Below are 12,590 nucleotides of genomic sequence, written 5' to 3' on the forward strand. Positions count from 1 at the left end.
CCCCTCCTCGTCAAGCATCTCGACGACGTCGCGCCGAAGGGGAGGATCATCCGCCGTATCCACGACGAACTGGTGTTGCAGGAACTCGGACGCGAGTATCTGGAGGGCCCGTTTCGGGGAGGCCGGGTGGTACTGCACGATACACCAGTTCGAGAAGGCGATCTGTGTCCACTACGCACGCGGCGAGTTCTCGGGAGCTTTCGTCTCCATCGACAGCGGTGCGGGCGTCGACCTCGATGCGATCGCGGAAACCTGCCACGACCACGTGTCGTGAGTCCGGGGGACGGCCGCTCACTCCAGCAACCGCGCCTCGGTGAACGACAGGTAGGCGAAAACGGAGATCGCGAGCAACAACATCCCCGCCATCATGAACACGCCTTCGTAGATGAACTTCAGGACGAGTACCACGGCGGCGACGATGACCGTCCGAAAGAGCAGGGAACTGAGCAGGACGGTGAGCGACCCCGTCACAGCACCGCTTGGTGCCCGACAGTCAAAAAATCGCCGCTCACACCCCACGAATAGCCGATCGTAGTAGTTCCACGATCACACACAATTATTTATTCTCAGGACGCCTATGGGTGGGTATGGAACGAAACGTCGGTGGAGTCGACCGTCTCGCACGACTCGTCGGTGGACCGATCGTGGCTCTGCTCGGGATCGGCGCCCTCGTCGGCGTGCTTCCGGCGAGCCAGGTCGTCGGCGTCGGCCTGTTCGTCGTCGGGATCGTGTTGCTGGCCACGGGCGTCACCCGGCGGTGTCTCGTCCACCGGCTGCTCGGGATCGACACGTGTTCACGCCGCTGAACGTCGGGTGGTCGGAAACCCGACGTCGAGAGGCCTCTACGTTCTAGGGGTCTGAAAACGCTCATAACCCTGCCCACTCGTCTGACAGTATGGGTACGGACGACGGATCGGAGACGGAGGGGGGCAGCGGCGACGAGAGTGAAGGTAACGACGACCGTTCCCCATCGGAGATCGGCGTCGGCGACGGCCGGGAGAAACACCTCCGCGTCGTGACGAAGTCGGGCAAGGAGATCGACCACGACGAGGTGTATCTCCGGCACACGGAGACGGAGTATCTCGTCTCGTCGGATCCCGAGTTCCCGGCCGCCGAGACGACTCGTTACCGAAAGGAGGATCTCCTCCTCGCGACGGTCACCCAGCACCACTCGAACTGCTTCATCACCACCGCGACCGCCGGAGAGGGGCCGACGCTCGACTCTCTGCGGGACTTTCGCGCCGACGTGATGGCACCGACGCCCGTGGGGTGTGCCCTCCTCCGGGCCTACGAGGCGATCAGCCCCCCCATCGCGGCGACGCTCGGTCGCCATCCCGACGCCACGTCGACTGCCGTGGTCCGCGGCCTGGTCGACCGGTGTGGATCGCTCGCCGACCGGCGGCGGACGACCGAACTGGTGATCACGCGGACGGGGCTGTCGGTGCTCCTTGTCGCCCTCTACGTCGTGGGCGTGGGACTCGCGGCGCTCGCCCACGGATGGCTGCGTGGCAACGAACTCGTCCGGTCGAACGCCGGCGGGATCAACTGAAAAAGCGTGTGACGTTCTCGCGGGGATCGAAGCCGGAGCCGGACTCGACGACCACGTCGAGCGGACGGCCCGCCCCCACGTCCCGGAGGTCCGCTGCGAGGCCGTCGGGGTCGTCGTCCTCGTGGAGGCGGAACGCGTGCGACCGGGCCGTCTCGTCGGCCGGATAGACGGTGAGCTTCGGCCGGCCGAAGTAGCCACCACGATGGAGGACGACCCGATCGATCGCCTCGTAGTTCAACCAGTAGACGGTGTCGGCCTGTAACAACACCTCGTCGAGGCCGTGGACGTCGTACACCTCCTGCATCGCCCCCGCCTCGCGTCGGTGTTTCTTCGTTCCTAGCCCGAACATCGGGGTGATGTAGCTGTACTCGGCGATGTGGAGGCCGTCGCTCGCGAAGAATAGATCGGCGAGACGCAAGGGGAAGGAGCCGGCCATCCCGAAGTGGACGTGGAGTTCGGTCTCGATGTCGGTCGACGGCAGGTCCTCGAACTCCTCGACGTCGACCGTCTCGGCGTCAGACGCCATTGGCACCCCCACCTTCCGTGCGGTACCCCATGTAGGCAAACAGGAACGCGCCCAGGACGAAGAGTCCCCCGGTGATACCGTCTATCTCCATGATCGCGTAGATGCCGACGGCGAGACCGACGACGGCGGTGGCGACGGAGGCGCGCAGGCGGAGGGAGTACGACTCAGTCGGCTCTCCGGTGTGGTCGTCGATGTGGTCCTGTCCGACCCGCCGTTCGGCGACGTACGTGACGATCATCACGGCGAGGCTCACGACCACGATGGCGGTGCGTGCGCCCGGGGAGAGTTCCGTCCCGTAGGCCCGCTGTAACAGGAGCGGGATGCCGATGGCGATCAGGCCACCGAGATAGACCAAGAGTCGATAAGTGACCAAGAACCGCATGAGGGTCCCGAAAGGACGGCCCCGAGACTCCGTTTGGGATGTCATACCGTCCCGTTGACGACGCCAACAAATAAAAACGGTTGCTCGGTGGTCGGCGTTACGACAGGAAGCCTCTGGCGGTGTCCGCCCCGTCGACGGTGCCCGAGGCGTTCATCTTGGCGGTCGCCGAGCGGTACATCGTGTAGATCTGTACGACGAGTGCGAAGACCCACAGTGCGTAGCCGGCCGGTCCGCTCCCGACGACGCCGACCGTGGTCGAGAACGCCGGGAAGTTGAGCCCGTAGGCTTCCGGCGAGGTGAGTACACCACCGATCAGTAACACGGTGAAGTACCCGAAGAAGCCGGTCGCCCACCACATCGCGATGATGCGACCCCACCCGGGCTGGGTGTGTTCGGGCAGTCGAGTCGTGTTCAGAATGGTGACGAGCGCGTTGTACGGCCACATCATCGCACCGGCGATGGCGGCACCGATGACCAGTAGGATCCACGGTTGTTGGAACTGGGCGAGGATGATGAGAATGCCCCACAGGGTAAACAGGGTGAGCAGACCGAGGAAGACCCGCGAGAGGTCCCAGCCGGCCGAACGCCCGTATCCCTCGAAGATGATGTCCACGCTGTTGCGGACGAAGGCCTCGAGGATGGCGTACTGCGTGCTAAACAGGGCGATGAAGATCACCACGTACATCAGCTGCTGCTGGACTGCACCGAGTTGCGGGATAATCACGTCGAGCCACATGTTGATGGCGCCCTGATCCGTGCCGCTGGCGTACTCGGCGGAGATCGTCATCGCGACCGTCGCGACGACGAGCAGGCCGATGACGAACGTCAGGAAATGCTCCTGCTGGGTGACCTTCCACCACTGCTTCCACCGGAGGAGGTTCTTCTCGGTCGGTTCGAACGTGAAGCCGCCGTGAACCTCTTCGGGTTCGGCACCGCGAAGTGGGTTCTTGATGCGGCCCTGGTAGGTGCCCATCCCATATCCCTTCTCGCGTGCCCAGATGCCCTGTGCGAGGTTGATGTATCCGCCGGCACCCGCGTAGGCGAGGCCGCCGAGGAACGTCGCGATGTCCATGTCCGCCGGGAGCGCGCCGAAGTTGACCGCACCGCCGGGCACGCTCGCGAACTGGCCGACCGACCCGGCGATGAAGGCCAGGATCACCGCGCCGAAGATGGCGGCGAACATCATGGCGAGTTGGGCCTTCTCGATGGCGTTGTAGAGGATGGGGCCGGCCTGGTAGCTCAGCCAGATGATGATCATCGTCGCGACGCCGATGACCGCCCAGTTCTCGCGGGGGACGATCCCGGTCCAGACGGCGAACACCTCGGATGCGCCGGCCGCCCAGCCGGGCCAGCCGACGTGGAAGAAGCCGGCTACGAGGAAAAACCACGGCCAGAAGCTGTTCATCCGGTCGAACGCCCGGAAGATGCTCTCCCCGGTGGCGATCGTCCACCGCTGAATCTCGGTGTTGATGAAAAACTGGGTGATAACGCCGACCCAGAACGCCCAGTACAGGCCCCAGCCGTTCTGGGCGACCAGGGTCGGCCAGAACATCGTCTCGCCGCTCCCGAGGGACGCGCCGAGCATGATGGCGCTCGGCCCGACGAGGTGGGATACCTTCGGGACCTTGGGCATGTCGTACTTCCGGAAGCCCCACTTGCCGTCGGTCTCCGGATACTCGCTCGTCTCGGGCGCGACGTCGAGCGCTTCGTAGTCGACGTCACGATACACCGTTGCACGATACTGCTCACCGACCTCCGCGGTCGTGTGGATGTCGTCTTTCGTCAGACCACCGTCGGTTTCGACTCGTATTTCGTCGTGGTTGTCTGTCATTGTCTCCCCTGGTTGGTTGGGATCATACTTCGTGGGTCATGCTACCATCGTCCGTCCGATCCACGTTATCCAGGTTTGTCATATCATAAATAATCATCGGTGAATGATTGTTGGAGTGTCCTTCACGTCGAAAACTGCACGGAGACGCAGCTACACGGTCCGTGGTGGGCACTCGGGGCGATCGAGATTCCGTGGAAAGAACGGACGAGCTATCAGTCGTCAGTGATTCGAACCGTCGCGCCGGCACCGCTCGGGAGGGCCGACAGGGGGGCGACGTCGGCGAGGCGAGCGACCACGTTCACGGGTGAGGCTGCCCGGGGCGTGGCGTCGGTGCTCGCCGGCGTCGGACCCCAGAACAGACACAGGGCCGAGCCCTGTGGCCAGTAGGCGATGGTTCCGGGGTCGACCGCCACACGGGGGTCCTCCGCGTCCACGTCGACGGGAACGCGAAAGTAGAGTTCGTCGCCCCAACGTGTGGCCTCCCCCTCGACGGGAAGGGCATCCGCGAGAGCCCGCCGGGTCTCGGGGCTTTCCTCGGCCCACGTGGCATCGATCTCGGTCCCGTTGACGGTGACGACGAAATCGGCTTCCGACATGGTGTCGAGGGTCGTCACGGGGAAATATATATCCTCGGGCAACCGGAGGGGAGCCGAAGCGTCGACCCGGTACGCCGTCAGTCCACCGCGGCCGCGAGTTTCTCGACCGGATGTGGGGGGTGGTCGTCGTACTCGTCGCCCAACTGTGACCGACAGGAGGCGCCCGGGGCGGTCACCTCCTCGCCCGGGCTCTCTTCGACCGCCTCGAACAGGAGGCTGCCGATGGCCTGGGAGATGTCGTAATGCTCCTCGTGGTACCCGAACGAACCGGCCATCCCACAGCAGGTCGTATCGAGCGGGTCGACCTCGTAGCCCGCACCCTGCAACACGCCGAGTGCGTGGTGGTCCTTGTTCGTCGCCTTCTGGTTGCAGTGGCCGTGGTAGGATAGGGAGGTCCGCGGGGTTTCGAACTCGACCGTGCCGGTCAGCCCGGTCACGTCGGCGTACTCCATGACGCCGTAGGCGGCGTCGGCCACCGTCTCGACGGCCGGTCCCGAGAGAAGGTCGCGGTACTCGTCCTGGAACATGACCGCGTCCGAGGGCTCGACGAACACGACCGACCAGCCGTCCTCGACGGTCTCGTGGAGCGCCGCGACGTTCTTTTCCGCGCGGTCACGACAGAGGTCGAGCATTCCCGAGGAGAAAGCCGCACGTCCCGAGGGCGCCACGTCGTCCGGGATTCGGACGAACACGTTCGCGGCCTCGAGCACCTCGACCGCCGCCTTCCCCGCGTCGGGATAGATGTAGTTGGTGTAGGTATCGGGGAAGAGCAACACCTGATCCTCGGCGTCGCTGGGGGCGACCCGACAGCGACCGCGGCGCTCGAACCACGCTTCCAGGCTCTCGCTCGCGAAGGTCGGGAGTTCCCGCTCGCGGGAGATTCCGATGGCCGCCTCCATCACGGCACGCGCACCGGGGATCTTCGGCGCGAGGTTCGAGACCGGAGACAACATCGACCCGAGCTTCGAGAGCGTGTCGATGTTGGCGAAGACGCGCTCACGGAGGCTGACGCCCTCCTCCTGGTGGTACTGGTGTTTGACCTCCGTCTTCAACTTCGCCATGTCGACGCCGGTCGGACAGTCGCTCTTACAGCCCTTGCAGCCGACACAGAGGTCCATGACTTCCTCCTGGAAACGCTCCGAGTAGATCTCGTCCTCGTCGAGTTCGCCGCTGATCGCCGCCCGGAGCAGGTTCGCGCGGCCGCGGGTGGTCTGGATCTCCTCCTCGGACGCGCGGTAGGTCGGACACATCACCTCGGAGTCCGTCTGGCGGCAGGTCCCACAGCCGTTACAGAGTTCGACGAGGTGTGAGAAGCCGCCCTCGTTCTCGAAGTCGAGGGCGGTCTGGGGTTCGACCGACTGATAGTCGGCGCCGTAGCGGAGGTTCTCCCGCATATCGGCGCCGACGCCGCGTTCGGAGTCGGGACCGACGTCCTCTGGCCCCGCCCGGTAGACGACGTTGCCCGGATGCATCTGCCAGTCGGGATCGAACGCCGTCTTCAGTTCCTTGAACGCCGTCCAGAGCTCTTCGCCGTACATCTTGGGGGTGAACTCCGTGCGCGCCATCCCGTCGCCGTGTTCGCCCGAGAACGACCCGTGGTGTTCGAGCACCAGATCGGTCACGTCCTCCGTGATCGAGTGCATCTTCTGGATCCCTTCGTCCTCTTTGAGGTTGAGGATCGGGCGGATGTGGAGCGTCCCGCTCCCGGCGTGGGCGAAGTAGGCCGCGGAGGTGCCGTGGTCCTCGAGCACCTCCTCGAACTCGAAGACGTACTCGGCCAGTTCCTCGGGGGGTACCGTCGCGTCCTCGATGAACGGGTACGGCTTGGGGTCGCCTTCCATCCCCATCAGCAGGGGGATGGCGGCCTTGCGGAGCTTCCAGATGTCGGCCTGATCCGCCTCGGTGTAGGCCTCGACGGCGTGGAAGGCGTCGCCGTTCTCGACGAAGTAGTCGTTGGTCTCGGCGATGGCCGCCTCGAAGTCGTCGACGAGTTCCGAGTCGAACTCCAACATCAGCGCGGCCGTCGTCCCCTCGGGGATCACGTCGACGTACTGGGCGTACTCCGTCGAGTCGGCGGCGAGTTGGAACACTTCGTCGTCCATCAACTCCACCGCGCCCACGTCGAACTGGAGCGCCTCGGGTACCGCCTCCATCGTCTCGACGAGGTCGTCGAAACAGTAGAGCACCAACGCCGTCTCCTCGGGCAGGGTGACGAGCGACACCTCTGCCTCGACGATGACGCCGAGGGTCCCCTCGGCGCCGACAAGGAGTTTGGAGAGGTTGATGACCTCCTCGCCCGCGTCGTTCTCGTAGATGACCTTCTGGAGGTTGTAGCCCGACACCGACCGCTTGAGGTCGGGATACTTCTCTTCGATCTCCGCCTCGTGATCTTCGACGAGTCGGCGAACCGTCTCGTAGATGTCCGCTTCCAGGCCGTCGCCGGCGACCTTCTCGTCCCACTCGTCGCTGTCGAGGACGATCTCCTCGGTGTGGATCAGCGACCCGTCCGCGAGTACCACGTCCAGTTCCTCGGTGTAGGCGTCGGTGATGCCGTAGCGAACCGAGTGGGCACCCGTGGAGTTGTTACCGATACCGCCCACGACCGTCGACCGGTTCGAGGACGCCGGATCCGGCGCGAACTTCAGGCCGTACTGCTCGAGGTGAGTGTCGAGGTGGTCCTGCACGACGCCGGGCTGGACCACCGCCCGCTGGCCGTCCGGATCGACGTCGACGATGTCGTCCATGTAGCGCGTGAAGTCGATGACGACACAGCCCGGGCCGACCGTCTGGCCGCCGAGTGAGGACCCCGTCCCACGGGGTAGAATCGGGACGCCGTGTTCGGCCGCTGTCTCGACGGTATGCTGAACGTCGTCGACCGTCTTCGGCAACACGACGCCCGCCGGCTTCGCCTGGTAGATGCTGCCGTCGGTCGCGTAGAGCACCTGTGCGTACTCGTCGAAGGAAACGTCCCCTTGGACCCCCGAGCGTAAGTCCTCGGCCAACGCCCGGTACTCCTCGGCGTCCGGGTGTTCGTGCCCCAACGAACCCGCCGAAGTCTCTAATCCCGTTGATCGTTCATCAATGGCCATGCCTCTCACACCGGACTGACCCGATTTAACTCCTGCGCTGCCGTATCGGCGGCTACGTGTCGCTATCCGGCGTTTAACACGAACGTTCGGCGCAAACGCGGTATCCGTAACGTGCCACACGACCGATCACGCGAGCCGACCCGGACCGAGTGCAACCCGTGTCGGCAGCGGGGCCGCCCGCGGTCCATGGCTCGGCGGACGCCTACAGATACGATTTGTCGATGCCCGCACCGACCGTGTAGTTCGGGTCGACCATGTTGCCGAGGCGGACCTGTCCGACCTGCGTCAGGAGCATGTACGCCTCCATCTCGTCGAAGCCGTAGTCGTCGGCCAGCCACGCCACCAGATCGGCGTAGGCGGTGCGCGCGGCGTCCTCCATCGGGCGGGCGCTCCCGACGCTCATCACGAAGTCCTCGGACTCCAGGCGTGGCCACTCCAGGTCCCAGTCCTCGACGACGTCGACCGTGATCGTGGTCGTGGTCGGAATCTCGATGGCGACCCCACAGAGTTCGCCGTCCCCTTGGGCCGCGTGACAGTCGCCGAGGTAGAGATACCCACCCTCTACCTCGACCGGGAGGTAGATCGTGTTCCCGGGACGCACGTCGGGGAGGTCCATGTTGCCGCCGTGTTTGAACGGCGTCAGCGCGTTCACCGAGTCGATCCGGGGCGACGTGCCGATGGTGCCGACGAACGGTTCGTAAGGGATGGTAATGTCGTCGTCCCAGACCGTCCCCTCGGTCGTGACGCGCAGTTTCTTCACGATTTCGGGCAGCGGATCGTGGAGCATCGCGGTCCGGTCCGTCGCCGAGAGCCCGCCGAAGTACGGAACCGTACAGGTCGTGCCGCGGGGCTGTGGCCCCCGCGGTTCGATGCGCTCGATGGTGACCGCCAGCGCGTCGCCGGGCGTCGCCCCCGCGACGGTGATGGGACCGTTCTGTGGGTTGTGGCCCTCCCCGAGGACTTCGCTCGGCAGGTCGTCCTCCGTCTCGATGGCTCCCTCGAAGGCGTCCTCGGTCTCCACTGCGACGGTGTCGCCAGGCTCGATCTCCAACACCGGCTCGGCGTACGGGCCGACGGTGTAGTGGTACTCACCCTGCTTCGCCGCCGTGAGTTCGTGTGCAGTCACGTCCGCTCTCTCTTCTCCAGCGGAACTTAAAATGATATCACGGTGACGCGAGGGAGACGGTACCGCCCGGATCGTCGCCCACGTGGGCGGTTCCGGCGAGTGGCTCCGTCACGGCCGACTCCGTTGCTCCCGCGGCGGTGGGTCGCGGGGCGACTGCGAATCTTTTTGTCGGCGGGGGGCCCTCCCTTGGACGGAATGAGCCTGCTTCACGTCTGTCTGAACGTCGCCGACGCGGCGGAATCGATCGCGTTCTACGAGCAGTTCGGCTTCGAGGAATCGTGGTCGTTCGTGACGCCCGACGGCGAGACGGAAAACCGCTACGTCGCCGACGAGAACGGCATGGAGATCCAGCTCTCCGAAACCGCCGGTGAAACCGAGTTCGACGAGGGCACCGCCTGGGACCACCTCGCCGTCGTCGTCGACGACGTCGACGCCGTCTTCGAGGGGATCGACCACTACGGCGTCGTCGAGGAACCCGGCGATCAGCCCGCGGCCGGGGCACGCACCGCGTTCGTCGAGGACCCGGACGGTCACGTCGTCGAACTCGTCGAGCCGCTGGAGTAGGGCGCGCCCGAGCGGTCGTCGCGGAAGGGGCGTCGCGAGGCCGTCTCCTGTACGCGGTGTGTCTACACGGCGTTCTACAGGGGACGCCGGCCGAACGAGGTGGTCGACCTGTTCGTCGGCTGACCGCGCGTGGCTCGCGTACCGCAGACTCATGCCGTCGACGGAACGACGAGAGCGGTGGCTGTCCGGTCGAGCCGAACCAATAACGGGAGTCGAGGGAACGCCGATCTAGAGGACGCCGGCGGCCCGTGCCTTGTCGACGATGTCCTGAGCCATCTTGTTGGTGGCCTCGTCGACCATCTGGCCGTCGACGGAGACGGCGCCTTTGCCCTCTTCCATCGCCTCGGCGTAGGCTTCGACGATGCGCTCGGCGCGTTCGGCGACCTCCGGATCGGGCGCGAACACTTCGTTGCCGAGTTCGATCTGACTCGGGTGGATGGCCCACTTGCCGTCACAGCCGATCATGTTGGCGCGCTCCGCGGACGTACGGAAGCCCTCGGGGTCGTCGATGTCGGCGTACGGGCCGTCCAGACAGGGCAGGCCGGCGCTTTTCGCCGCGGCGTTACACTCCGAGAGCGCGTGGTGCCAGTAGTGGCCGGGGTACTCCGGGAACTGGCCGATGTCCAGTCCGGGCGTCCCCATCGCGGCGGAGTAGTCGCCGGGGCCGAAGATGATCGAGGAGAGTCGATCCGAGGAGTGGGCGATCTCGTGGACGTTGTGCATCCCCTCGCCGTCCTCGATCTGGGGTTCGAGACCGATGCGCCCGACCTCCAGGCCGTTGTTCTCCTCGACCTGCGTGAGGAGGTTCGCGACCGTGTGGACGTCGCTCGGCCCCGCGACCTTCGGGATGATGATGTCGTCGATATACTCGCCCGCCTGACCGACGACCTCGATGATGTCGTCGTACCACCACTTGGTGTCGATGCCGTTCATCCGGAACGACAGGATCTTCTCGGACCAGTCGTGTGTTTTGGCTGCCTCGACGAGCGGTTCGCGGGCGTCGGCTTTCGCGTTCGGCGCCACGGAGTCCTCTAGGTCGAGGAAGACCTCGTCGGCGTCACTCCGCGACGCGCTCTCCATGAAGTCGGGATCGCTGGCCGGCGTCGCGAGTTGCGTCCGCCGGAGTTCTACGTCTTCAGACATTGTTTCCACCACACATAGTGGCCGGTCGCCACCAAATAAAGATTCCTCAGTCAGCGTGTTTTCGACAATCGACGAACACTGTCGGTGTTGTCTCCCCGATGACCGTCCCTGGAGGCGTCGAGTGACCGCCACACCGCGACTCGCAACGCTTTTCCGGTCGGCGGGACGACCGATTACATGGCAAACGACGTTCCCGAGACGGATCCCTTTTCGTCGAAACTGCAGGTACCGGAGGCACTGACGTTCGACGACGTGCTCCTCCGCCCGATGGAGAGTCACGTCGAACCCGACGAGGCCGACGTGTCGACGCGAGTGTCCACGAACGTCACCCTCAACATCCCCATCCTATCGGCCGCGATGGACACGGTGACCGAGAGTGACCTCGCGATCGCGATGGCTCGCAAGGGGGGGTTGGGCGTGCTCCACCGCAACATGACCGTCGAGGAGATGGACGTCGAGATCGAGCGGGTCAAACGCGCCGACGAACTGGTGATCCGCCGGGACGACGTGGTGACGGCCGACCCGGACCAGACGGTCCAGGAGGTCGACGAGATGATGGAAGGGGAGGGCGTCAGCGGCGCGCCGGTCGTCGACGACGACGACGTGGTGTTGGGGATCATCTCCGGCACCGACATCCGGCCGTACCTCGAAGTCGGCGAGTCCGACGAGGTACGCAAGGCGATGACCGACGAGGTCATCACCGCCACGGAGGACGTGACCGCTCGCGACGCACTCGAACTCATGTACGATCACAAGATCGAGCGGGTGCCGATCGTCGACGGGGAGGACCGCCTCGTCGGCCTCGTCACGATGCAGGGGATCCTCCATCGGCGGGAACACGAGAACGCCGCGCGCGACGACGACGGCGCCCTCCGGATCGGCGTCGCCGTCGGTCCCTTCGAGGACGACCGGGCAGTCGCCGCCGACGACGCCGGTGCGGACGTGCTCTTCATCGACTGTGCACACGCCCACAACCGGAACGTGATCGACAGCGCGCGTGCGATCGGCGAGACGGTCGACGCCGACGTGGTCGTCGGCAACATCGGCACCCGCGAGGCCGCGGAAGCGGTCGTCGACTTCGCCGACGGCGTGAAGGTCGGCATCGGTCCGGGGTCGATCTGTACGACGCGGGTCGTCACCGGCGCGGGGATGCCACAGATCACCGCCGTCTCCGAGGTGGCGGACGTCGCCAGCCGACACGACGTGCCGGTCATCGCCGACGGCGGCATCCGCTACTCCGGCGACGCGATCAAGGCCGTCGCGGCGGGTGCCGACGCGGTCATGCTCGGGTCGTACTTCGCGGGCACGAAGGAAGCGCCGGGCCGGGTCATCACCATGAACGGCAAGAAGTACAAGCAGTACCGCGGTATGGGATCGGTCGGCGCGATGCGATCGGGTGGCGGCGACCGATATCTGAAGGAGGAAGACGACGAAGAGGGGTTCGTCCCGGAGGGCGTCGAGGCGGCCACCCCCTACAAGGGGACGCTCGCGTCGGAGCTCCACCAACTGGTCGGCGGCATGAAGTCGGGGATGGGATACGTGGGCGCGGCCACGCTTCCCGAGTTCAAGCAGCGCTCCCGGTTCGTCCGCGTCTCCGCCGCGGGACAGACCGAGGGTCACCCACACGACGTGATGATCACCGACGAGGCACCGAACTACAGCCCACAGGAGTGAGGTCGGGACCCGGCATGTCGGGTCGCGTATTCGGGGAAACGTTCGTTCCACAAGGGGTATTTTGATATAGTCCGGCGATACATGGACAGTCGTGAGTGGTCGCACTCCCC

General features: G+C 65.4%; 13 protein-coding genes and 1 pseudogene. 6 read left to right on the forward strand and 8 right to left on the reverse strand.

Features of this window, described 5'->3' with window-relative positions; translation table 11 throughout:
* Positions 1–139: 139 nt before the first annotated feature.
* Complete coding sequence (locus NBT82_RS20415; RefSeq protein WP_486617154.1) at positions 140–274, forward strand: DUF7522 family protein; 135 nt, start codon at positions 140–142, stop codon at positions 272–274.
* Between the two features lie 17 nt (positions 275–291).
* Here NBT82_RS20415 and NBT82_RS08075 read toward each other — a convergent pair whose 3' ends face one another.
* A complete protein-coding gene (locus tag NBT82_RS08075) occupies positions 292–471 on the reverse strand; it encodes a hypothetical protein (protein WP_251331027.1) in 180 nt (59 codons plus the stop codon).
* Between the two features lie 116 nt (positions 472–587).
* On the opposite strand from NBT82_RS08075, the gene NBT82_RS08080 reads away from it, so the two are divergent.
* Entirely contained in the window at positions 588–806 is a 219-nt protein-coding gene (locus NBT82_RS08080; protein ID WP_251331028.1) for a YgaP family membrane protein, read from the forward strand.
* An 89-nt stretch (positions 807–895) separates the two neighbouring features.
* The gene (locus tag NBT82_RS08085) at positions 896–1,549 is read left to right on the forward strand and encodes a CFI-box-CTERM domain-containing protein (protein WP_251331029.1); all 654 of its coding nucleotides are present in this window, start codon (positions 896–898) and stop codon (positions 1,547–1,549) included.
* Here the strand turns inward: NBT82_RS08085 and NBT82_RS08090 are convergent.
* The 6 genes from NBT82_RS08090 to NBT82_RS08115 all read right to left on the reverse strand — a co-directional run bounded on the left by NBT82_RS08090 (position 1,542) and on the right by NBT82_RS08115 (position 9,099).
* Positions 1,542–2,075, reverse strand: coding sequence for a hypothetical protein (locus NBT82_RS08090; RefSeq protein WP_251331030.1), 534 nt, complete (start codon positions 2,073–2,075; stop codon positions 1,542–1,544). The genes NBT82_RS08085 and NBT82_RS08090 overlap by 8 nt on opposite strands.
* On the reverse strand, positions 2,065–2,502 hold the full coding sequence (locus NBT82_RS08095) for a hypothetical protein (RefSeq protein WP_251331031.1): 438 nt from the start codon (positions 2,500–2,502) through the stop codon (positions 2,065–2,067). Before NBT82_RS08095 ends, NBT82_RS08090 begins: the two co-directional genes overlap by 11 nt.
* A gap of 52 nt (positions 2,503–2,554) precedes the next feature.
* Complete coding sequence (locus NBT82_RS08100; protein WP_251331032.1) at positions 2,555–4,288, reverse strand: Nramp family divalent metal transporter; 1,734 nt, start codon at positions 4,286–4,288, stop codon at positions 2,555–2,557.
* 212 nt (positions 4,289–4,500) lie between these two features.
* The gene (locus NBT82_RS08105; RefSeq protein WP_251331033.1) at positions 4,501–4,884 is read right to left on the reverse strand and encodes a cyclophilin-like fold protein; all 384 of its coding nucleotides are present in this window, start codon (positions 4,882–4,884) and stop codon (positions 4,501–4,503) included.
* 77 nt (positions 4,885–4,961) lie between these two features.
* Positions 4,962–7,973 carry an FAD-binding and (Fe-S)-binding domain-containing protein gene (locus NBT82_RS08110; RefSeq protein WP_251331034.1) on the reverse strand — a complete coding sequence of 1,004 codons (3,012 nt, stop codon included), beginning with the start codon at positions 7,971–7,973 and terminating at the stop codon, positions 4,962–4,964.
* A 202-nt stretch (positions 7,974–8,175) separates the two neighbouring features.
* Entirely contained in the window at positions 8,176–9,099 is a 924-nt protein-coding gene (locus NBT82_RS08115) for an acetamidase/formamidase family protein (RefSeq protein ID WP_251331035.1), read from the reverse strand.
* Between the two features lie 195 nt (positions 9,100–9,294).
* Between NBT82_RS08115 and NBT82_RS08120 the strand changes: the two genes are divergently transcribed.
* Entirely contained in the window at positions 9,295–9,663 is a 369-nt protein-coding gene (locus NBT82_RS08120) for a VOC family protein (RefSeq protein ID WP_251331036.1), read from the forward strand.
* Positions 9,664–9,714: 51 nt separating this feature from the next.
* Positions 9,715–9,786 (forward strand): annotated as a pseudogene (locus NBT82_RS20285) (hypothetical protein); the annotation flags it as partial.
* Between the two features lie 105 nt (positions 9,787–9,891).
* Here NBT82_RS20285 and NBT82_RS08125 read toward each other — a convergent pair.
* A complete protein-coding gene (locus tag NBT82_RS08125) occupies positions 9,892–10,806 on the reverse strand; it encodes an HpcH/HpaI aldolase/citrate lyase family protein (RefSeq protein WP_251331037.1) in 915 nt (304 codons plus the stop codon).
* 177 nt (positions 10,807–10,983) lie between these two features.
* Here NBT82_RS08125 and guaB point away from each other — a divergent pair, with 177 nt between their 5' ends.
* Positions 10,984–12,480: an IMP dehydrogenase gene (gene guaB, locus NBT82_RS08130; protein WP_251331038.1), complete on the forward strand. Its 1,497-nt coding sequence runs from the start codon at positions 10,984–10,986 to the stop codon at positions 12,478–12,480.
* Positions 12,481–12,590: the final 110 nt, after the last annotated feature.

It is taken from the genome of Haloplanus sp. HW8-1 (assembly GCF_023703795.1).
Lineage (GTDB): Archaea > Halobacteriota > Halobacteria > Halobacteriales > Haloferacaceae > Haloplanus > Haloplanus pelagicus.

Excerpts from the sequence above, each read along its gene's own strand:
- NBT82_RS08090 (WP_251331030.1), bottom strand. The coding sequence starts at position 2,075 with ATGGCGTCTGACGCCGAGACGGTCGACGTCGAGGAGTTCGAGGACCTG.
- NBT82_RS08080 (WP_251331028.1), top strand. The coding sequence starts at position 588 with ATGGAACGAAACGTCGGTGGAGTCGACCGTCTCGCACGACTCGTCGGT.
- NBT82_RS08085 (WP_251331029.1), top strand. The coding sequence starts at position 896 with ATGGGTACGGACGACGGATCGGAGACGGAGGGGGGCAGCGGCGACGAG.
- guaB (WP_251331038.1), top strand. The coding sequence starts at position 10,984 with ATGGCAAACGACGTTCCCGAGACGGATCCCTTTTCGTCGAAACTGCAG.
- NBT82_RS08095 (WP_251331031.1), bottom strand. The coding sequence starts at position 2,502 with ATGACATCCCAAACGGAGTCTCGGGGCCGTCCTTTCGGGACCCTCATG.
- NBT82_RS08100 (WP_251331032.1), bottom strand. The coding sequence starts at position 4,288 with ATGACAGACAACCACGACGAAATACGAGTCGAAACCGACGGTGGTCTG.
- NBT82_RS08105 (WP_251331033.1), bottom strand. The coding sequence starts at position 4,884 with ATGTCGGAAGCCGATTTCGTCGTCACCGTCAACGGGACCGAGATCGAT.
- NBT82_RS08125 (WP_251331037.1), bottom strand. The coding sequence starts at position 10,806 with ATGTCTGAAGACGTAGAACTCCGGCGGACGCAACTCGCGACGCCGGCC.
- NBT82_RS08110 (WP_251331034.1), bottom strand. The coding sequence starts at position 7,973 with ATGGCCATTGATGAACGATCAACGGGATTAGAGACTTCGGCGGGTTCG.
- NBT82_RS08120 (WP_251331036.1), top strand. The coding sequence starts at position 9,295 with ATGAGCCTGCTTCACGTCTGTCTGAACGTCGCCGACGCGGCGGAATCG.